The 21,129-nt window shown below is 34.3% G+C and carries 18 protein-coding genes and 1 tRNA gene; 13 read left to right on the forward strand and 6 right to left on the reverse strand.

Translation table 11 applies throughout. The annotated features are described in order from the left end of the window. The first annotated feature begins 25 nt into the window (after nt 1-25). The 6 genes from glmS (at nt 26) to BUR17_RS17185 (ending at nt 7,896) form a co-directional block, all read left to right on the forward strand. The gene (gene glmS, locus BUR17_RS17160) at nt 26-1,879 is read left to right on the forward strand and encodes a glutamine--fructose-6-phosphate transaminase (isomerizing) (RefSeq protein ID WP_074231814.1); all 1,854 of its coding nucleotides are present in this window, start codon (nt 26-28) and stop codon (nt 1,877-1,879) included. A gap of 108 nt (nt 1,880-1,987) precedes the next feature. Beyond that, nucleotides 1,988-3,403 (forward strand): T9SS ring complex lipoprotein PorK/GldK, encoded by a 1,416-nt coding sequence (gene porK, locus BUR17_RS17165; RefSeq protein ID WP_074231815.1) that lies wholly within the window; start codon nt 1,988-1,990, stop codon nt 3,401-3,403. A gap of 54 nt (nt 3,404-3,457) precedes the next feature. Next, nucleotides 3,458-4,150, forward strand: a complete 693-nt coding sequence (porL, locus tag BUR17_RS17170; RefSeq protein ID WP_074231816.1) for a type IX secretion system motor protein PorL/GldL — start codon at nt 3,458-3,460, stop codon at nt 4,148-4,150. Nucleotides 4,151-4,191: 41 nt separating this feature from the next. Continuing rightward, nucleotides 4,192-5,784, forward strand: coding sequence for a type IX secretion system motor protein PorM/GldM (gene porM / locus BUR17_RS17175; protein ID WP_074231817.1), 1,593 nt, complete (start codon nt 4,192-4,194; stop codon nt 5,782-5,784). A gap of 22 nt (nt 5,785-5,806) precedes the next feature. Then, nucleotides 5,807-6,745: a type IX secretion system ring subunit PorN/GldN gene (gene porN, locus BUR17_RS17180; protein ID WP_074231818.1), complete on the forward strand. Its 939-nt coding sequence runs from the start codon at nt 5,807-5,809 to the stop codon at nt 6,743-6,745. Nucleotides 6,746-6,864: 119 nt separating this feature from the next. Next, the gene (locus tag BUR17_RS17185; protein ID WP_074231819.1) at nt 6,865-7,896 is read left to right on the forward strand and encodes an NAD(P)/FAD-dependent oxidoreductase; all 1,032 of its coding nucleotides are present in this window, start codon (nt 6,865-6,867) and stop codon (nt 7,894-7,896) included. 34 nt (nt 7,897-7,930) lie between these two features. On the opposite strand, the gene BUR17_RS17190 is transcribed toward BUR17_RS17185, so the two are convergent. After that, on the reverse strand, nt 7,931-8,311 hold the full coding sequence (locus tag BUR17_RS17190; RefSeq protein ID WP_074231820.1) for a hypothetical protein: 381 nt from the start codon (nt 8,309-8,311) through the stop codon (nt 7,931-7,933). 246 nt (nt 8,312-8,557) lie between these two features. On the opposite strand from BUR17_RS17190, the gene BUR17_RS17195 reads away from it, so the two are divergent. The 5 genes from BUR17_RS17195 (at nt 8,558) to BUR17_RS17215 (ending at nt 15,733) form a co-directional block, all read left to right on the forward strand. Then, nucleotides 8,558-8,947, forward strand: a complete 390-nt coding sequence (locus BUR17_RS17195; RefSeq protein WP_074231821.1) for a hypothetical protein — start codon at nt 8,558-8,560, stop codon at nt 8,945-8,947. A gap of 147 nt (nt 8,948-9,094) precedes the next feature. Further along, nucleotides 9,095-10,177 (forward strand): efflux RND transporter periplasmic adaptor subunit, encoded by a 1,083-nt coding sequence (locus BUR17_RS17200; RefSeq protein WP_074231920.1) that lies wholly within the window; start codon nt 9,095-9,097, stop codon nt 10,175-10,177. A 74-nt stretch (nt 10,178-10,251) separates the two neighbouring features. Beyond that, nucleotides 10,252-13,446 (forward strand): efflux RND transporter permease subunit, encoded by a 3,195-nt coding sequence (locus BUR17_RS17205; protein WP_074231822.1) that lies wholly within the window; start codon nt 10,252-10,254, stop codon nt 13,444-13,446. Then, nucleotides 13,433-14,875 (forward strand): TolC family protein, encoded by a 1,443-nt coding sequence (locus tag BUR17_RS17210; protein WP_074231921.1) that lies wholly within the window; start codon nt 13,433-13,435, stop codon nt 14,873-14,875. The genes BUR17_RS17205 and BUR17_RS17210 overlap by 14 nt, the downstream gene beginning before the upstream one ends. A 159-nt stretch (nt 14,876-15,034) precedes the next feature. Continuing rightward, entirely contained in the window at nt 15,035-15,733 is a 699-nt protein-coding gene (locus tag BUR17_RS17215; RefSeq protein WP_074231823.1) for a hypothetical protein, read from the forward strand. Nucleotides 15,734-16,477: 744 nt separating this feature from the next. Here the strand turns inward: BUR17_RS17215 and BUR17_RS17220 are convergent. Both BUR17_RS17220 and BUR17_RS17225 read right to left on the reverse strand, forming a co-directional pair. Further along, nucleotides 16,478-16,564: transfer RNA gene (locus tag BUR17_RS17220), tRNA-Ser, on the reverse strand. Nucleotides 16,565-16,623: 59 nt separating this feature from the next. Further along, on the reverse strand, nt 16,624-17,640 hold the full coding sequence (locus BUR17_RS17225; RefSeq protein WP_074231824.1) for an asparaginase: 1,017 nt from the start codon (nt 17,638-17,640) through the stop codon (nt 16,624-16,626). Between the two features lie 84 nt (nt 17,641-17,724). Here BUR17_RS17225 and BUR17_RS17230 point away from each other — a divergent pair, with 84 nt between their 5' ends. Further along, complete coding sequence (locus BUR17_RS17230) at nt 17,725-18,396, forward strand: TrmH family RNA methyltransferase (protein ID WP_074231825.1); 672 nt, start codon at nt 17,725-17,727, stop codon at nt 18,394-18,396. Nucleotides 18,397-18,423: 27 nt separating this feature from the next. Continuing rightward, entirely contained in the window at nt 18,424-18,960 is a 537-nt protein-coding gene (locus tag BUR17_RS17235; RefSeq protein WP_074231826.1) for a hypothetical protein, read from the forward strand. Here BUR17_RS17235 and BUR17_RS17240 read toward each other — a convergent pair. The 3 genes from BUR17_RS17240 to tsaD are packed head-to-tail and all read right to left on the reverse strand — an operon-like array spanning nt 18,953 to nt 21,126. Next, on the reverse strand, nt 18,953-19,651 hold the full coding sequence (locus BUR17_RS17240; RefSeq protein ID WP_074231827.1) for an RsmE family RNA methyltransferase: 699 nt from the start codon (nt 19,649-19,651) through the stop codon (nt 18,953-18,955). The genes BUR17_RS17235 and BUR17_RS17240 overlap by 8 nt on opposite strands. Before the next feature lie 48 nt (nt 19,652-19,699). Beyond that, nucleotides 19,700-20,110, reverse strand: coding sequence for a hypothetical protein (locus BUR17_RS17245; protein WP_074231828.1), 411 nt, complete (start codon nt 20,108-20,110; stop codon nt 19,700-19,702). Next, complete coding sequence (gene tsaD, locus BUR17_RS17250) at nt 20,110-21,126, reverse strand: tRNA (adenosine(37)-N6)-threonylcarbamoyltransferase complex transferase subunit TsaD (RefSeq protein ID WP_074231829.1); 1,017 nt, start codon at nt 21,124-21,126, stop codon at nt 20,110-20,112. Before tsaD ends, BUR17_RS17245 begins: the two co-directional genes overlap by 1 nt. Nucleotides 21,127-21,129: the final 3 nt, after the last annotated feature.

The following is a 21,129-nucleotide window of genomic DNA, read 5'->3' on the forward strand; positions in this document are numbered from 1 at the left end:
ATTAAAAAATACATTTGAATAAAATATGTGCGGAATAGTTGGTTATACAGGTTTTCAGGATGCTTATGATATCGTTATCAATGGTCTTAGAAGATTAGAATATAGAGGTTACGACAGTGCCGGAATTGTTTTAGAAAATACTGCCAACAGCTTTAGTGTTGAAAAAACCAAAGGAAAAGTTGATGATTTGGTTAATATTTCTCATAATTTAAAGGGAACTGCAAAAATAGGAATGGGACATACACGTTGGGCAACCCACGGTGTACCAAGTGATAGAAACTCGCATCCCCATGTTTCTAATAACGGGAAAATAGCACTTGTACATAATGGTATTATTGAAAATTATGATACAATTAAAACAATGCTTACCGAGAAAGGATTCACTTTCAAGTCAGAAACAGATACAGAAGTTTTAGTTAATCTTATTCAGTATTTTACAGAGCTAAATTCTGAAACAGATTTTCCTGAAGCAGTAAGATATGCATTAAATGAAGTTTATGGTGCTTATGCTATTACAGTAATGCACGAAGATTATCCTGGACTTTTGGTTGTAGCGAGATTAGGATCTCCGTTGGCAATCGGAATTGGTGATAAAGAATATTTTATCGCATCTGATGCTTCTCCTTTTGTTGAATTTACAAAAGAAGCAATTTATCTTGAAGAAGGCCATATGGCGACTATATCATTAGAAGGCGGTGTGGATATCAGAACAATTACAGAAAATTCTAAAATAATTCCTGAAATTCAAGAATTAAAATTAAGCTTAGAGCAGATAGAAAAAGGTGGATATGAGCATTTTATGCTTAAAGAAATCTTTGAACAGCCAAAATCTATCCACGATACAATGAGAGGAAGGCTTATTGTGAATGAAGGAGTTATTAAAATGGCGGGAATTTGGGATCATGTAGAGAAATTCAAAAACGCTAATAGAATCATCATCATTGCTTGTGGTACTTCATGGCACGCAGGTCTTATTGGTGAATATTTAATTGAAGAATTTGCAAGAGTTCCTGTTGAAGTGGAGTATGCTTCTGAGTTTAGATATAGAAACCCTATTATTACAGATAAAGATGTAGTAATTGCTATCTCTCAATCGGGAGAAACTGCAGATACAATGGCTGCTTTAAAATTAGCTAAGGAAAAAGGTGCATTTATATATGGTATATGTAATGTAGTAGATTCTTCTATTGCTAGAATTACAGATGCAGGATCTTATACTCATGCAGGACCAGAAATTGGTGTTGCTTCTACAAAAGCATTTACAGCTCAGTTGACTATCCTTTCTTTAATTGCATTAAAATTAGGAAAACACAACGGTAACTTAGGAAATGCTGAATTTATGAGTCTTATCTCTGAGTTGAATGCACTTCCTAAGAAAATTGAAGAAGTTTTAGAGGGTACTCATGAGCTTACTCAAAATATTGCAAAAGACTTTATCAATGCAACCAATTTCCTTTACTTAGGAAGAGGTTACAATTATCCAGCTGCTTTGGAAGGAGCTCTTAAATTAAAAGAGATTTCTTACATCCATGCAGAAGGATATCCTGCGGCAGAGATGAAGCACGGTCCGATTGCTCTAATTGACGAAAACATGCCAATTGTTATTATTGCTCCTAAAAAAGGCCACTATGATAAGATTGTAAGTAATGTACAGGAAATTAAAGCTAGAAAAGGTAAAGTAATTGCGGTTGTAAATAAAGGAGATACGCAGGTTAGCGCAATGGCAGACTATGTGATTGAAATTCCTGAAACATCAGAATGTTTTTCTCCAATAGTAGCTTCAGTGCCTTTACAACTACTTGCTTATTATATAGCAGTATATAGAGGTGCCAATGTAGACCAGCCAAGGAATCTTGCAAAATCAGTAACTGTAGAATAAAAAGTACTTGGAAATAAAATAAGTTTAGTTTTTTTTCGTTATTCTAAAAAAAATCTTAAAAGTTTCTTAAAAAAATTATATATTTACGGCTTAATTATAAAAATTAACATGAAAAGGATATTTCTTTTATTATTGTCTGCGTCGGTAGCATCGGTATCTTGTTCAGGTGGTGGATCTTCTTCTGTAGGGAAGCCTGGAACAAAAGGAGAATTGATACCTAGAGAAAAAACAAAATCATTTGTTGCACAAAGACCTTATGGTATGGTGGCAATTCCTGGCGGTTCTTTTATTGCTGGTATGGCCGATGAATCATTTACCAATAATGGTGAAACTGCACCTTTGAAAACTGTAACTGTTGCTCCTTTCTTTATGGATGAAGCAGAAACTACTAATGCAGAATACAGGGTTTTCATTAATTATGTAAGAGATTCTATTGCTAGAACGATGCTTGCTGAAGCAGCAGGTGAAGGCGGCGATGGTGGTGGAAGAGGCGCAAGCATCGGAGACTATGCTTATCTTGCTAAAAAAGAAGAAAACCTTACACCATATCAGGAATATCTTGAAGGAGCTGGAGGTAGAGATGATGGATTCGATGCAAGCAAAAAACTAGACTGGAAAATTCCATTACATTGGAATACTTCAAAATATCCAGATGTAGAATATGCAGAAGTTCTTGAATCTATGTACTTACCTGCATCTTCTAGAGTAGGTAGTGAAAGACTTATTGATGTTAGTAAACTAAAATATGGTTATAGATGGGGTGATATGGATGTTGCTATCGCTGATAACGAAAGAGGGGTAAACTTCTTAAGAAGCGAAAGTATTGCAATCTATCCAGATACAACAGTTTGGGTAAATGATTTCCACTTTACTTATAACGAGCCTTTATTTGAACAGTATTTCTGGCACAAAGCTTACAAAGATTATCCTGTTGTTGGGGTAACTTGGGATCAGGCAAGAGCATACTGTGACTTCAGAACTAAATTAAAGTCTGATTATAACGAAAGCTTGAAAAGAAAACAACAAAGACCTTTACGATTCCGTCTTCCTAACGAAATGGAATGGGAATATGCTGCAAGAGGTGGAAAACAAAATGCAACTTACCCATGGGGTGGTCCTTATTTAATGGATGATAGAGGTTGTTATTTAGCAAACTTCAAGCCAAAAAGAGGTAGCTATATGGAAGATGAGAAAAAAGGTACTTATACTTATACTGCTCCTGTAAAAAAATTCAAAAAGAATACTTTCGGATTATTTGATATGGCAGGTAACGTATCTGAGTGGACGGATTCAGGATATAACAATTCTGCATACGGATTCTCTTCTACTTTAAATCCTACTATTAAATCTAAAGCGGATAACAAAAAATCTGTAAGAGGAGGTTCTTGGAAAGATGTTGGTTATATGTTGATGACAGGTGCAAGAGACTGGGAAAACAAAGATTCTGCAAGAAGTTATATCGGTTTCAGAACGGTACAAGATATTCCTGAAGCTGCTGTTAAAGCGAAAAGAGTTAACAGATAATTTTACTTAGATTATTTATTATCAATTTATAACACTTAAAAAAAACTAACTTATATGTTTAAGACTAAAGATGCTTGGATGAATTTCTTCTATTCATTCGGTGCTGCAATTGTAATTCTTGGAGCTTGGCTTAAAATTACTCACATTACCTTGGGACCAATTAACGGAAACATCGCTCTTACAGTAGGGCTTGTAACTGAGGCAATTATCTTTATCATTTTTGCATTCGACCCTCCTGCTGCTGAAGAGTCGTACCACTGGGAAAATGTTTATCCTGAATTGTTGGATAAGCATGCAAATCCAAATCCTTTACATTCAAATATTTCTGCAAAGAACACAGTTGATCATTTTGCGGAATTAGAAAACTCTCTTTCAGGTAAGTTAGATAAAATGCTTCAGGATGCTAAACTTGACGTACAATTATTTGATAGACTAAGAACAGGGATTGACAAATTCTCAAGCTCAGTAGACCAAATCAACCAAACTGTTGACGTATCTGCTTCTACACACAAATATAATGACCAGTTAAATAAAGCTGCTTCACACATGGAAAGCATGAATGCTCTTTATGCAATGCAGTTAGAAAACGGTCAGAGACAGTCAGATTTTGCTAAAAAATATGTTGATGATATGCAAAAATCAGCAGAGCAATCTGAGAAATTTAATCAAGAATTACAAGGTTTAACAACTAACTTAAACAGTTTAAACAGAGTTTACGGTGGTATGTTAACTGCTATGAAGTCATAATTCCCTAACCATTATTTTAAACAAAAACTAAAGAAAAGAGAATGGCAAAAGGAAAACAGACTCCACGTCAGAAGATGATCAACCTGATGTATTTGGTGTTCATCGCTATGATGGCCCTAAATATCGATGTTGAAATCATCAGATCATATTATGATTCTACAAGAGCCTTAAATGATACAAGACACTTGACAGAGCAGAAAAATGAAGATATTTTTGAAAAAACATTAGAAGCAAAAGCTCAGCAAGTACCAGATACTTATGCAACACCTTGGGAACAGTATAAAGCACTGAAAGCTAAAATCGATGCATTGGTAAAATCGGCTGAAGAAATTAAAGTTGTTTTGAAGAAGCAATCAGACTTCCATGATAAAGATCCTAAAACAGGAAAAGATATGGACGTAAGTGAAAACTTCTCAGCATTGAACAATAATGAAGCTACAACTGAATATTTCTTTAAAGATGGCGACGAAAATTCACCTTCTGCAAAAGCTTTAGAGCTTAAAAAGCAATTGGATGATGTAAGATCTTATATTGTAGCTACTTTTGGAAGTGATCCACAATTATTAAAATTAGTTGAAAGAGCAAATAAATCAATCATTGCAGAGTATCCTGCTGGAAAATCTCCAAATGGTAAAACTTGGTTTCAGAATAAATTCTATCACCAGCCTCTTATTGCTGCGATTTCAAATCTAGAGATTATTCAGAATGATGCAAGAAACGTGCAATCAGATGCATTGGCGTTAATGCTTCAGGAAAAAGTAGATGCTAGTATCAAATTTACAAGCTATGAAGCGATTGTTTCTGCACCTACAGATGTTCAGGCTGGTAAGAAAGCTGAAGCTATTGTTATGTTAGGTAACTATTCTAACAGTAGTAAAATCAGCATCAGCGGTGTAAGCAGACAAGAAAACGGTAAAGGATATCTTCCTTTAAATACCGGAGGTATTGGCGAGAAAAAGATTGGCGGTGTAATTACTTTAACGGATGCTACAGGAAAAGCTCAACAATTCCCGTTCACGCATACATATAATGTAATCGCTGGTCCTCAACAGGTAAAACTAGAACAGGGGCTATTGCTTTCTGCTGATAAGATGAATGTAATGTATAGAGGATTAGAAAACCCTGTTACAGGATCTATTCTTGGTGCAGACAATGCTAAATTATCTTTATCTGCTCCAGGAGCAGTTGTTAAGAATACTGGTAAAGGTAAATGGGATGTTATTCCTTCTACTGGAAATATTGTGAAATTAACTCTATCAGGTACAGATCCTACTGGGAAAACAGTATCTCAAGTGTTTGAATATAGAATTAAAGGAGTTCCTAGACCGCAAGGTCAAATCAGAGGTAAAGCTGTTAATTTTATGCCTGTTGGTTCTATTCCTAATCAGATTGTTGCTGCGGCATTACCTGATTTTGATTTCCCAGTTTCTTTCACTGTTAACAGTTTCATTTTGAAACTTCCAGGAAGAGCAGGTACTATGATTCAGGGTAACTCATTATCTTCTGCAGAAGGGTTAATCAGAAATCTTAGACCAGGTGATGTTGTTCAGATTTATGATATCCAAGCTACGGCTACTGGACTTGGTAATCAACGATTGAAAGAAATATCACCAGTTATTATCAATGTTCAATAACATTAATTTGTAAATTCATATTATGAAAAAATATATTAGCAGTCTTTTAGTATTAGCTTCTGGGTTTGCATTCTCTCAGACTATTCTAAATGCTTCTTCACCAGAAGAATTCAGACAGATGAGAGCTGAAAATATGAAAAAAGTAGGAGATACTGTTATCAGCAATAAAATAACCCCACTTGAATATGGCTTTGTAGATGAAAAAGACATCTTGAAAAGTATGATGGTTTGGGAAATAATTGACCTTAATGATAAGATTAATCAGCCGTTCTATTATGATAATCCTAATGGATTATTGTCTAAAACGACAAGATCTTTGTATCAGATTTTATTAGATGCAGCTTTATCTGGCCAGATTGATGAAGTTTATGAAGATGAAAACTTTTCTACTAAATCTACTCCTGAAGCAATTAAAAAGAAGTTAGAGAGTGAAAGAATTGATGATGAATTAATTGAAATCATTAACTCTGGAAGAACTCCTACGGAGGCTGAAAAAAAACAATATGTAGATTTAATTAGAACAACTACTGATAAAGTAAAAGTTCTAAAGATTATGGGGATGTGGTTCATCGACAAAAGAGATGGTATGATGAAATACAGACCTATTGGTATTGCTGCAATGGGACCAGATCCAACTTCAATTGGAAGAATTGGACCAGATGGTCAGCCTTTAGCAGGAGCCGATGAATTAGTTGATTTATTTTGGGTATATTATCCAAAAGCGAGAGATATTTTAGCAAACAATTATGTATTCAACAGAGCAAATTCGTCAGCGGATTTATCTTTTGATGACATAATCAATGCAAGAAGATTCTCTTCAATCATCTACAAATCAAGCAACGGTCTTGGTGATGGTACTATTAAAGATTATGTTCCTAGAAATGCTGAAGAGCAATTGGCTGAAAGTCAAAGAATCAAGGATCAGATTCTTCAAATGGAAAACGATATGTGGAATTACTAAATTTCACTTGATATTTATAAAAAACCTGAGTACATTTACTCAGGTTTTTTTATTATACAATCGCCTTTTACATAGTTGTGGTAAATGATTGTGTATGACTTTTAAATAAAATCTTTTATATGAAAAATGTAGATTACATCATCGTTGGTGATGGTTATGCGGCTTTATTTTTTGCTCATCAGTTACTTTTAAATAATAAATCATTTGTAATTTTCTCGGAAGGAAAGAAAAGTGCTTCACAAATTTCTGCAGGAATTATTAATCCTGTAGTTTTAAAAAAGTTTACTACATTTTGGTTAGCACAGGAACAAATTGACTTTCTGAAAAAATCTTTGAAAGAAATTGAATCTTATACAGGCGAAAATTATTTAATAGAATCTCCTATTCACAGAATTTTTCATGATGAGAACGAACAGAAACTTTGGCTTAAAAAATCGGCGAATGATGACCTAAAAAACTTTTTAGATGAAAATTTCGATCATTTAAATGGTGTAAAAAACGACTTTCAGGCTGGAAAGGTTAATCAGTCAGCAAGACTAAATGTTAAAGGATTTTTTGCGGGTTTATTGAGGTTTTTAGAAAATAAAGGAAATTTAATTAAAGAGAAATTCGATTATTCTGAAATTGATACTTCAAATTCTACTTATAAAGATTTTAGCTTTAAAAATATTTTGTTCTGCGAAGGAATGGGAGTAAAAGAAAATCCATACTTTGCAAACATTGCTGTTAACCCAAACAAAGGCCATCACATTCGTGTCAAACTTTCTGAAGCTATTCAGCAAGATATTACCATCAAGAAAAAACATTTTTTATTTCCTTTAGACAATAATCTTCATTTTTATGGTGGAACATACGACCGTGAACAATTACATCATGAAATAGATAATTCTGCAGTTGAGCAATTACAAAAAGGGCTTTCAGAATTTTATCCGAATGATTTTGAAATTAAAGAAATTCATTTTGGCTTCAGACCAACAGTAAAAGATAGAAGACCTATTTTAGGAAGGCATTTTCAGCATTCCAATTTGTATGTATTTAACGGTTTGGGAGCTCGAGGAATTCTTAATGGATGTTTTTTCTCAAAAACCTTATTTGATTATATTGAAAATAATATTCCATTACCTAAAGAAATTTCAATCGATAGATTTTAAAGAAAAAAGACGCTTAATAAAGCGTCTTTTCTTATTATTGTAAAGCCATTTTCTTGGTTGGCTGATCTTTTTTTGCATGAAACAAAACCATATCAGCATCTTTTTTTAAGAAGGTGACTTCATATTTGGTTTCAGTAAATTGATATTTATTATCATCTGTAGAAAAACTGGGGTTTTCTATATTTTTTTTAAGCTCATAGCTTTGTCCGTTTAGTCTCACCACAACAATATTTTTAGTGTTATTGGTGATAATTTCCATTTCATCACCGTGGCGGTCAGTAACAGTTGCCTTTGTAATATCATCTTGAGATGTAGGTGTTTCCTGCTTTACATTGGCAGTTTCGGGATCTTTAGCGGAATGTGTACACGCTGATAATGTGAGGATTATAAAAAATCCAAGTAAAAAATTCTTCATTTGTAATTTTGGTTTTTAAGGTTTTTCTAATATATTGCTTTGGTCGTGTAAAATTACAATTATTTCTTATTAAAAAATGTTAATTTTTAATAATTTAAATAATTTAATCACTATTTATGAGTTTATTTTAATGTTAAATATAATCAACTGCTTCTCTCATTCGTTTTTCAGCCGATTTCAAGAAGAGTTAAATTTTGTTAATAGTGAATCGACTATTAAAATCTAAGCATACATTTGCATCTTGAAATGAGAAACTATATCGTATATTTTTTGACTAGCCTTTTTCTGCTTTTTATGGTGGAAAGCAAGCTTAATGTCAAAACTTTGCGTAATGACTTTTCGGGTCATATTGCTCATAATTATCCAAATAAGATTGATCAGACCAATCAATCAGGAGCTAAATTTTCAGTTCAGCAAATAACAAATACTACCGACGGTTTTTCGATAGAATTGGCTGAAGATGATTTTCAGTTTTCAGATACAGTTCAGGCAATTATCGTTTTTGCCAGTGTATTTGGGTTAATTTATTCATTTGGATTATTATTCAAAAAAAGGTTTAAACCCTCAATTTCCGAATTTTTACAGCACTTCAATTCTGTAAAAACATTTATTCTGATTCGTTCTATCAGAATCTAAAATTTCATTTTCCGATTTTCTTTTTTGTTCCAGAACCGGAACAAAAAAATGTTGCGTTGTGCTTTGAATGATTTTACAATGTAATTATTTCCAGAATTATTTATTCAAATTAAACTTTTTAACGATTTATACCACTCTAAAATTATGATGAAAAGAGTTGTCTCAGGTGCTGTCTTAAGCGCTGTTCTCTTACTGTTTAGCTGTAACGAGAAAAAAGAAGAAAAACAAGAAGATTCAGTGTATCCGGTGACTTCACCTGTAAAAATGGATACGATTATTAACAAAGATTTTGTCGCGCAGATTCAGTCGGTAAAAAACATTGAAATTCGTGCTCAGGAAAAAGGTTTCCTTGAGAAAATCTATGTAGACGAAGGTCAATACGTAAAGGCTGGACAAACATTATTCAGAATTATGCCTCAATTGTATCAGGCAGAATTATTAAAAGCAAAAGCTGAAGTTGAGCAGGCTTCAATTGAGCTGAGAAATGCAAGCACATTAGCCAACAACGATATTGTTTCTAAAAACGAAAGATTAATGGCTAAAGCTAAATTGGATGCTGCGAATGCTGAAATGAAATTAGCTCAAATCCATCTTTCATTTACAGATATTAAGGCTCCGTTCTCTGGAGTAATTGACAGAATTCCTTTAAAGTTGGGAAGTTTAGTGGATGAAGGTGATCTTTTGACGACGCTTTCAGACAACACAGATATTTACAGTTATTTTAATGTTTCCGAACCTGAATATCTTACTTATCAGAAGAATGTTGCAGACCGAGGAAATCAGAATGTGAATCTGGTCATGGCAAACGGAGATTTATTTAATCAGACCGGACAAATTCAAACAATCGAGGGACAGTTTGATAATGAAACTGGAAATATCGCTTTTAGAGCAAAGTTTCCAAATCCTGAAAAGCTATTAAGAAACGGTGAAACAGGAAAAATCCGAATGACTTTACCGTTGAAGAACGCTCTAATCATTCCCCAGAAAGCAACGTACGAAATTCAGGATCAGAAATATGTTTTTGTTGTCGATAAAAATGGGGTAGCAAAATCTAAAAATATTAAAGTTGCCTATGAACTTCCAGATATTTACGTTGTTGCATCTGGTCTTTCAGGTGGTGATAAAATCTTGTTGGAAGGAGTTCAGAAAGTGAAAGACGACCAAAAAGTAAAAGTGAAATTCCAGGATCCGAAGAAAGTTCTTCAATCTTTAAAATTAAAAGCAGAGTAAAAATAAATGATAATTGATAAGCGATCATTGATCCATCATTCATCATTAATAATTTATCATTTATAATTATTTTTATGTTTAAAAAATTCATACGCAGACCTGTTCTGTCGATTGTAATCTCTTTGATTATCGTTTTTATGGGAGTTTTATCGTTAATGAAACTTCCTATTACTCAGTTTCCTGCAATTTCACCACCAAAAGTAAATATTACGGCAACTTATCCGGGTGCGAATAACGAATTATTGATTAAATCTGTAGTTATTCCTTTGGAAAGAGGGCTAAATGGCCTTCCGGGAATGAAATATATGACTTCCGATGCCGGAAATGATGGTGAAACTTCCATTCAGGTGGTGTTTGATCTGGGAACTGACCCGAATGTTGCGGCTGTTAATGTTCAGAACCGTGTTTCTTCGGTAGTGAATAAACTTCCACCTTTGGTAGTTCGCGAAGGGGTAAAAATTACCCGTGAAGAACCCAATATGTTGATGTACATTAACTTGTACAGTGACGATCCTAAAGCTGACCAAAAATTCCTTTTCAACTATGCAGATATCAATGTAATGTCTGAATTGAGAAGGGTAAGTGGAGTTGGTTTTGCCGACATTTTGGGAACCAGAGAATATGCAATGCGTATTTGGTTGAAACCTGATAGATTAACGGCTTACAATATTTCAGCCGATGAAGTAATGGAAGCTTTAAACCAACAAAGTTTGGAAGCTTCTCCAGGAAAAACAGGTGAAAGTTCGGGGAAACGTTCTCAGTCTTTTGAATATATTTTGAAATATTCCGGACGTTTTAATAATGAAAAAGATTACGGGAATATTATTCTTAAAGCTAAATCTGCCGGAGAATTTGTACGACTAAAAGATGTTGCCGATATCGAATTTGGTTCTTCGATGTACGATATTTATTCTACATTGAACGGAAAACCATCTGCAGCGATTACGGTAAAACAATCTTACGGATCAAATGCGAGTGACGTTATCAAAAATGTAAAAACCTTAATGGCTCAATTAGAGAAAACCAACTTCCCGAAAGGAATGCATTACGACATCAGTTATGACGTTTCAAGATTCTTGGATGCATCAATTGAAAAAGTTGTTCATACTTTATTTGAAGCCTTTATTTTGGTGGCAATCGTGGTATTTTTATTCTTGGGAGATTGGCGTTCAACATTGATTCCGGCAATTGCAGTTCCGGTTTCATTGGTAGGAACTTTTGCAGTAATGTCCGCATTTGGAATTACTTTAAATATGATTTCGCTTTTCGCTTTGGTAATGGCAATTGGTGTCGTCGTCGATGATGCGATCGTCGTAATTGAAGCAGTTCACGCTAAAATGGAAGAAAAAGGTCTTTCCGCATTAAAAGCAACTGAAGAAGCAATGCACGAAATCAGTGGAGCAATTATCGCAATCACTTTGGTAATGGCGGCTGTATTTATTCCGGTAGCATTTATGTCGGGTCCGGTGGGAGTTTTCTACCGTCAGTTCTCGATTACAATGGCTTCATCGATTATTCTTTCTGGAGTTGTTGCTTTGACTTTAACTCCGGCTTTATGTGCTTTAATTTTAAAAAATAACCACGGAAAGGCTAGAAAGAAAGGTCCTATTACGATTCTTTTAGATAAATTCAATGGTTTATTTAACAAAGGAGCTGGGAAATATGAAAAGTTATTGAATAAAACAGTAACTAAAAAATTTATTACACTTCCTTTGTTATTGATCTTCTGTGCTTGTACTTACTTTTTAAGCAACTCATTGCCTTCAGGATTTATTCCTAGTGAAGATCAGGGGATGATTTATGGGATTATCCAGACTCCTCCTGGTTCAACATTAGAAAGAACGAATCAGATTGCAAGAGAGTTGTTGAAAGAATCTGAAGATATTGATGGTGTACAGTCTGTTTCATCTTTGGCTGGTTACGAAATTCTTACAGAAGGAACAGGTTCAAACTCTGGAACGTGTTTGATCAACCTTAAAAGTTGGGAAGAACGTTCAGAGTCTGCCGCCGAAATCATCGAAAAATTGGAAGAAAAAGCTAAAAATATTCCGGGAGCGAATATTGAATTCTTCCAACCGCCTTCTATTCCTGGTTATGGTGCTGCAGGTGGTTTTGAATTAAGACTTCTCGATAAAGCCGGAAGTGGTGATTACCAAAAAATGGAGCAGGTAAGTACTGATTTTGTAAAAGAATTGAAGAAACGTCCTGAATTAGGTTCCGCATTTACCTTCTATTCTGCGAGTTTCCCTCAATATATGCTTAAAATCGATAATGATTTGGCCGAACAAAAAGGGGTAAGCATAGAAAAAGCAATGGATAATCTTTCCACCTTGATTGGTTCAAACTACGAAACAAGTTTCATCCGTTTTGATAGACCTTATAAAGTAATTGTTCAGGCTGGTCCGCAATATCGTGCTTTACCGAGTGATTTGTTGAAATTATATGTAAAAAACGATAAAGATCAGATGGTCCCGTATTCAGATTTTATGCATTTAGAAAAAGTATATGGTCTTTCAGAGATTACGAGACATAATATGTACAATTCTTCCGAAGTAAGTGGAACTCCGGCTCCAGGTTACAGTTCCGGACAGGCGATTAAAGCTATTCAGGAAGTTGCCGATAAAACGTTACCAAGAGGTTTCGGAATCGACTGGGCGGGAATTTCAAAAGATGAAGTAGGCCGTGGAAACGAAGCGGTTTATATCTTCTTGATCTGTTTAGGATTTGTTTATTTAATTCTTTCTGCGCAGTATGAAAGCTTTATTCTTCCTTTACCGGTAATCCTTTCTTTACCTACAGGTATTTTCGGAGCATTTTTATGTCTAAAACTTTTAGGTTTAGAAAACAACATCTATGCACAGGTTGCAATGGTCATGTTGATCGGACTTTTAGGTAAAAATGCGGTATTGATTATTGAATTTGCCGTTCAGAAAAAAGCGGAAGAAGGAATTTCGGTGACGAAAGCAGCAATTGAAGGAGCAGCAGTTCGTTTCAGACCTATTTTGATGACTTCATTTGCATTTGTTGCAGGATTAATTCCTTTGGTAATGGCAACCGGACCGGGAGCTGTAGGAAACAGAACTATCGGAACTGCTGCTGCAGGAGGAATGCTTTTAGGAACCGTTTTCGGACTGATGATTATTCCAGGATTATATTACATTTTCGGGACCATTGCCGATAAAACAAGATTGGCAAAATATGAAGAAGAAAATCCTTTAACAGAACAAACAGAACCTTATCAACACGATGATAAACATGAAGATTTATAATAAATATATTGCTGCCATTGCCGTATCGCTTGTTTTAGCAAGTTGTAAAGCTCCGATGGCAACGGTGATTCAGGACGACGTAAAAAATAATATTCCTGAGAATTTTAAGCAAGATGAACAGCAGGATGTTAATAACAACAGCGGAACAACACCTTGGAGACAGTTTTTTACCGATCCGAATCTGGTAAGTTTAATTGAAACTTCTCTTAAAAATAATCAGGAGTTGATGATCACGCTTCAGGAGATCGAGATCGCCAAAAGTGGGGTCGTTGCTAAAAAAGGAAAGCTTTCTCCAACTGTAAGAGCAGGTTTAGGAGCAGGAGTAAAAAAAGCGGGTCGTTACACCAGCGAAGGAGCAGGTGATGCTTCAACGGAAATCGAGCCAGGAAAAGAAATGCCCGATCCGCTTGGGAATTTCGAAGGAGGTTTGATGGCCAACTGGGAAATCGACATCTGGAAAAAACTCAGAAATGAGAAAGATGCTGCCGTTGCGCATTATCTTTCAACCGTTGAAGGAAAGAATTTTGTGCTTTCTAATCTGATCGAGGAAGTTGCCGATAATTATTACGAATTATTGGCGTTGGATAATCAGCTGGATATTATTCAGCAATATATCAAACTGCAGACGAGAGCTTTAGAAATTTCAAAAATTCAGAAACAAGCAGCTGCAGCAACTGAATTGGCAGTGAAAAAGTTTGAAGCTGAATTGGCAAAATCAAAAGCGACAGAATACACAATTCGTCAGCAGATTACTGAAAAAGAAAATCAGATCAATGCGCTTTGTGGTCGTTATCCGCAACCGATCGTAAGAACTAAGGAAAGCTTTATGTCGACCATTCCACAAACGGTTTACACGGGAATTCCATCTCAGTTATTAGCAAACCGTCCTGATATTAAACAGGCTGAATTAGAATTAAAAGCTGCAAAATTAGATGTTGAAGCGGCAAGAAAAGAATTCTATCCAAGTTTAGAAATTTCTGCAACTTTAGGATTGGAAGCTTTTAAACCTTCTTATTTAGTTAAAATGCCGGAATCAATTGCTTACAATTTGGTTGGAGAATTGGCTGGTCCACTGATTAACAAAAGTGCGATTAAAGCAAATTTCCAAACAGCAGATGCGAAACAGATTCAGGCTTTGTATGAATATGACAAAACCATTCTGAATGCGTACTTAGACATCTCAAACTTAATGTCTAAAGTGAAAAATATCGATCAGTATTATCAGTTAAAATCTCAGGAAACACAAGCTTTAGACCAATCTATTGATATTGCCAATCAGCTTTTCAAAAATTCGAGAGCAGACTATCTGGAAGTTTTACTCAACCAAAGAGACGCTTTAGATGCGAAAATGGAATTGATCGAAGCCAAAGAAAAGCAGTTAAGTACTGTAGTTGACATCTACAAAAGTTTAGGTGGCGGCTGGAAATAGGTTTAGTTTTTTTATTCATATCATTATTTCATTCGTTGAAGTCCGGTTCTAATTTTTTAGAGCCGGACTTTTTTATTGAAAATAATTTATATCGAAATAAAACGCGTCAAGTTTTGGCGCATTACAGCTATAGCTTTGCAGTATAAAATATTGAGAGTTATGGAAATCCCGTTTTATTTAAGCTTCAGAGAATTTGAAAATGATTATTATAACAATCTTGAAAACTGGTTTGAAAACAATCGAAATACCAATGAGACCGATTTTCTTCTTCATCTGAAAGAGATGTATAAGCCGTATTTATGCTATAATTTTTCGAAAGACAGATTACAGGCAGATGCAGTGATCGAAATAAATAATTGTTTCTTTCCATATCATGAAAACTTTGGAATTTCTTTTAATATAAATCATGAAAACGCTAAAAATTTCAAAACCGGAATCAGCAATATTTCTGAAATAAAAAGCATCACGATGATGGAATATGCTCAACATATTTTAGACAGAATCCATCAATATTTTCAGAAAAATAAAATTTCAATGAAAGAAAATGAAACGATTCTGGATTACATCAATCATTATGAATTGATCACTGCAAAAGAAAAAACTGGCTATTATCCTAACTATGATTTGCATCAGAAAAAACTTCCGTTTTTAAAGGCTTTTCTTCCTCGCTTCGGAAGTACGGTGGATATGTCTTTATACCGAAATTTTTATTTTTCAGTGGTACGAATTGCAGATTTCATAGACTCAAAATTGAATGAAGTTCAGGCTTTTGATCAAAGTATTTATAGTGAATTAAAATCTGAAGCAATGATAAAAGTTCACATGAGAGGTCATAGTTTTTTGACTATTTGCAATTGATTTTTTTTTTAGGAGCTTAATCCCGCTTTCCGCACTCGCTATTTTTTAGTTTCGGCGGCGGCTTTGCCGCCGCCGAATCCAAAAAAATGAGCTCAAACAATTGCTCCAATCGGGGCTAAGAAATGAGGTTTCCAAAACCCGAATTTAAAAATTAAAACAAATTGCCCGATTTAGAAAAGAAATAAAAGATTAATCCATTAAATAAAATTCCCATTGCTTGGAAGCGGTTAAGCTAATAACCAATTACAATAAATAATCCGCACGGGTTTTGGGAATTTTAGGATTAATTATTAATTTTTAGCGAAAGATTCCAGTTTTGAACTTTTGTTTCTTTTGCTTTAAAATGAAAGAATATTTATTGAACATTCATACACATCATTATATTGTCGAAATGCATTTTGAGCTATTAAATTTGAAAAGTTTTGTAAGTCATTCTGATTTTCTCGACTTAGGAAGCTGAAGCGTTAAGAAAATTAAAAATTAATCCGTTAAAAAATTCCCACTGTTTGAGTGCGGGACAAAATTAAGAACCCAATCACTAATATATGATCCGCACGAGTTTTGGGGATTTTAGGATTAATTATTAATTTTTAGCGAAAGATTCCAGTCTTGAATTTTTGGTCCGTTTGCTTCAAGGCAAAAGGACGAAATAATCAAATTTGAATTACTAAGTAGAAACAATTTTTATAGAACAGGTTCATTTCAAGCAAAAAACCAGATCAATTGATCTGGTTTTTGTTTTTGTAGAGAAGATGGGATTCGAACCCACGATACAGTTACCCGTATACCACCTTTCCAGGGTGGCTCCTTCAACCACTCGGACACCTCTCTATGTTTGAAGACTGCAAAAATAGGCTATTTTATTGAATCTACAAATTCTTAATTTAAAATTACTCGCTTATTTCTCCACAGATATTTCTTGCAAAATTATCGGCAAAACTTCCGTGATAATTAGGATTGTCAATAAGATGCATTGCCTTAGTAATCGCAGATTCTGCGGTCATATCTCTTCCGCTGATTGCGCCGATTCTTGAGAAAATATTAGAGTTCTCGTATTTTCCAAACGATATTCCGCCTGAAATACACTGACTTACCACTACGATTTCGGTTCCGTTATTTCTGATTTGCTGTAAAGTTTCCAAGGTTTTTTCGCTGCTGAAAATTGTTCCCGAACCAAAAACCTGTAAAATCAAAACCTTCATTTTCGGAATTTCTTTAAAATGATTCAGCTTCATTCCCGGGAAAATTCTCCAGAACAAAACATCTTCAGAAATATGTTCATCTACATGAAATTCAATTCTGCCGTCACAACGGAAAAGATTATCCTTATCAATTTTTAAATGAACTCCAGATTGTCCTAAAATAGGGTAGTTTGGACTTGCATACGCATCAAAATACTCCGCTGAATATTTTAAAGTACGGTTTCCTCTCAATAATTTATATTCAAAATAGATCGCAACTTCCTGAATAACCGCATCGTTTTGTTCATACAGACTTGCATAATACAAACTCGTCAGAAGATTTTCTTTGGCGTCAGTTCTCAAATCTCCAATTGGAAGTTGTGAACCGGTTAAAATAACGGGTTTTGTCAAACCTTTCAACATAAAACTCAATGCAGAAGCAGTATAAGACATCGTATCTGTCCCGTGAAGAATCAGGAAGCCGTCATATTTCTTATAATTGTCGAATATTAAATTGGCAATCATTCTCCATTCTTCAGGTCCCATATCGGATGAGTCGAGCGGTTGTGCAAAAGGATGTACGAAAACTTCGCATTCCATCAATTTCATTTCGGGCATTTTCTCAAAAATATTTCCGAAATCAAAGGCACGGAGACTTCCGGTTTCGTAATCTTTTTCCATACCAATCGTTCCGCCGGTATAAATCAGAAGGACTTTTCGCTTCATTTTTTTATTTAAATTAAAGATTTTGAGTTTCTTTTCAGGTTCAGAATTTCAAAATTACGTTAATTTGCAAAGATTTGAAAGAAGATGAAAGATTTAGAGAAAACTTACGAGTATTTACAGCAATTTTTAACGGAAGAAAGATTAAGAAAAATCGAACATTTTGCTCCTGAAAGTTCAGATTTTATACTTCCGGTGATTGAAGATGTTTATCAATTCAGAAACGCAGCGGCAATTGTACGTTCTGTTGAAGCCTGTGGTTTTCATAAAGTTGTTGCTTTGCAGGAAGAGCATAGTTTTGAGCCGAATTTAAAAGTCACAAAAGGAGCAGATACGTGGGTTGAAGTAGAAAGACTTCCAAGAAATATGGAGTCTTTTCAGAATATTAAAGACAGAGGTTATAAAATGGTGGCTGTTTCTTTAGAAAAAAATGCAAAATTTTTACCTGAATACGAAATTACCAAACCGATTGCTTTGGTTTTCGGAACTGAAATGGAAGGCGTTTCTGAAGAAATTTTAGATTTTGCAGATGAAACTTTGGCGATTCCAATGTATGGTTTTACAAGAAGTTTTAATGTTTCTGTTGCTGCCTCAATTTGTATGTATGAATTAAAGCAAAAGCTTATAAAATCGAATATTGATTATAAATTAAATGAGGAAAAACTCCTGAGAATGAAAATTCGTTGGGCAGTAAACTCGATGAGAAGCGGGAATCAGGTTTTTGAAAAATATTTAAAAGACAATAATTTTAGCTTTTAAAAGTTATTATTAAAATTTTAAATCATCATGGCGAGATTATTGCTTGTTTTATTTTTGCTTTTATCCGGTAGTGTATTCTCTCAATTGAAATTTGATACGCTCTCTCATAGAAAATTAAAAACTACGGTTACTCCTGCAATATTAGCTGGTTATCATTATGCAGGTGATGCAAAAGATAATACAGAAACATTCAGAGCGTCGCAAATGCACATCATTGAAGTTGTTTTTGCCAAAGTCATTGAGTATGGAGGAAATCACGGTGCTGCAAAAGTATATTATGCAGGAAGTGATTTTATTTTTAATAACCGATATGATTTTTTTATGGCTCCAAAAATCGGAGTAAGCTCAAGTGCAGGAATTGCATTGGGTGCAGAAGTGCAATTCCAGACTAATTTTGAAAAAGTAATTCCGCGAGTAATGCCATATTTTGGATTTGGCGGCGGTGGCGGAAAACTGACTGTCGGATATAATTTTAGACTATTAAAAGCCGAAAATTTTCCGATCAATACTCTTCAGGTAGGAATTACCTGGCCGATAAAAAGGTTTAAGGAGAAAATTATTTAATCATCTTATTATAGTTCCAGGCGGCAACAAAAACTCCGGCAGTTTCTGTTCTCAATCTTTGATTTCCTAATGAAACCGCTTTGATTCCTTTTTCTGCTAAAAATAGAATTTCCTTATCCGAGAAATCACCTTCAGGACCAATCAGAAAAGTATAGTTTTCTAATTTTGGAATTTCATTTAAAGCGATTCTCTCTAAATTTTCATTACAATGAGCCACAAAAGTGGTTTCAGAATCAATCGTTTTAAGAAAGTCCTGAATTTTAATCAAATCATTTATAACAGGAAAATGAAATCTCAAACTTTGCTTTGAGGCTGCAATTGCCTGTTTCCTGATTTTATCAATATTCAGATTTTTACGTTCGGTTTTTTCGGTTTGAAGAATCGTAATTTCAGAAATTCCCATTTCTACGGCTTTTTCTACGAAAAACTCGATACGGTCAATATTTTTTGTTGGAGCAATGGCAATGTGAAGCTTAGGACTGAAATCTGGAGTTTCCGTTTTAATTTCAACAACTTCAATTCCTGCTTTTTTACCTTCAATAATCAATGTTCCGGAAGCAAGATTTCCCTTTCCGTCAGTCACATGTATTTCTTCACCGTCTTTCATACGAAGAACTTTTACAATGTGTTGCTGTTCTTCGTCATTGATGATTGCTTTTCCGTTATTGATTTCTCCAAAAAAAAGTTTCATAAAATGGAATATTTAGAATCTGTCTGAGTTTAATTAAGTTAATATTCTTTAAAAAAAGATTTCATTTTCACTTATAAATGCTACTCCGGTTTTTATCGTGGTATAAATATCGCCTTCACAATCTCTGTAAGAACACATGTAGATTTCCTCAATCCAAACATTATTCATAAAAATCATATTCAGATATTCATTTTTTCTTAAATTATTTTTGATGGATAAATAATCTCCTTCTTTTGGTTCGAAATCAAAACTGAAAACATTTTCAGAATTTATTTTCTCAATAATTTCTTCTTTTATATTTTGAATATATCCAATTTCTGAACTCGCCATTAAATAATCTTCGTCTTCAGATGGTTCTGTCACTTCATTTTTCTCGGTAATGGTTTCTAAAACCCAATAATATTTTGAGTTCTTTTTAGATTGTGTTCCCAGTACTTTTTCTTCTAATAATATCTTCATTATAAATCGTATTTTGAGGTTGCTGTTGTTCTTAAATCTGTAAATTCTCCTCTTTCAAATTTAAGCTGAGCAACCATTGCAATCATTGCTGCGTTATCGGTAGTATATTCAAATTTTGGAATGTAAATATTCCAGCCTAATTTTTCGTGATTGTCCTGCATTACTTTTCTCAATGCTGAATTGGCAGAAACTCCACCGGCAATCGCAACTTCTTTTATGTTTAAATCTTTTGCAGCTTTTTCTAATTTATTCATTAAAATTTCGATGATACATTTCTGAACCGAGGCGCAAAGATCATTCATATTTTCTTTAATGAAATCAGGGTTTTTCTTGACTTCTTTCTGAATAAAATATAAAACCGAAGTTTTAATTCCGCTAAAAGAATAATCGTAGTTGTCTAATTTAGGTTTATTAAATTTAAAAGCATCAGGATTTCCTTCCTTGGCTAATCTATCAATGATTGGACCTGCAGGATAATCTAAATCAAAAATTTTCCCGATTTTATCAAAAGCTTCACCCGCTGCATCATCAATTGTTTTTCCGATAATTTCCATGTCAAAATAATCTTTTACCAAGACAATCATCGTATGTCCGCCACTTACGGTTAGACACAAAAACGGGAACTTTGGCGGCACAGGATTTGCATCGTCAATGAAATGCGCTAAAATATGCGCCTGAAGGTGATTTACTTCTATTAAAGGAACATCTAAACTCATAGCGAGCGACTTAGCAAAAGAAGTTCCTACAAGCAAAGAACCCAAAAGTCCGGGACCTCTGGTAAAGCCTATGGCTGAAATTGCATTTTGTTGTATATTTGCTTTGAGTATAGATTTTTCAACTACAGGAATAATATTCTGCTGATGGGCACGAGAAGCCAGCTCTGGAACTACACCACCATATTCTTTGTGGATTTCCTGATTGGCTGCAATGTTTGAAAGAATAGAATTTCCTTTGATAATAGCTGCTGAAGTGTCATCGCAAGATGATTCGATACCTAAAATTATAGAGTCGCTCATAAT

The organism is Chryseobacterium scophthalmum, from assembly GCF_900143185.1.
In the GTDB taxonomy this organism is placed as follows: Bacteria; Bacteroidota; Bacteroidia; order Flavobacteriales; family Weeksellaceae; genus Chryseobacterium; species Chryseobacterium scophthalmum.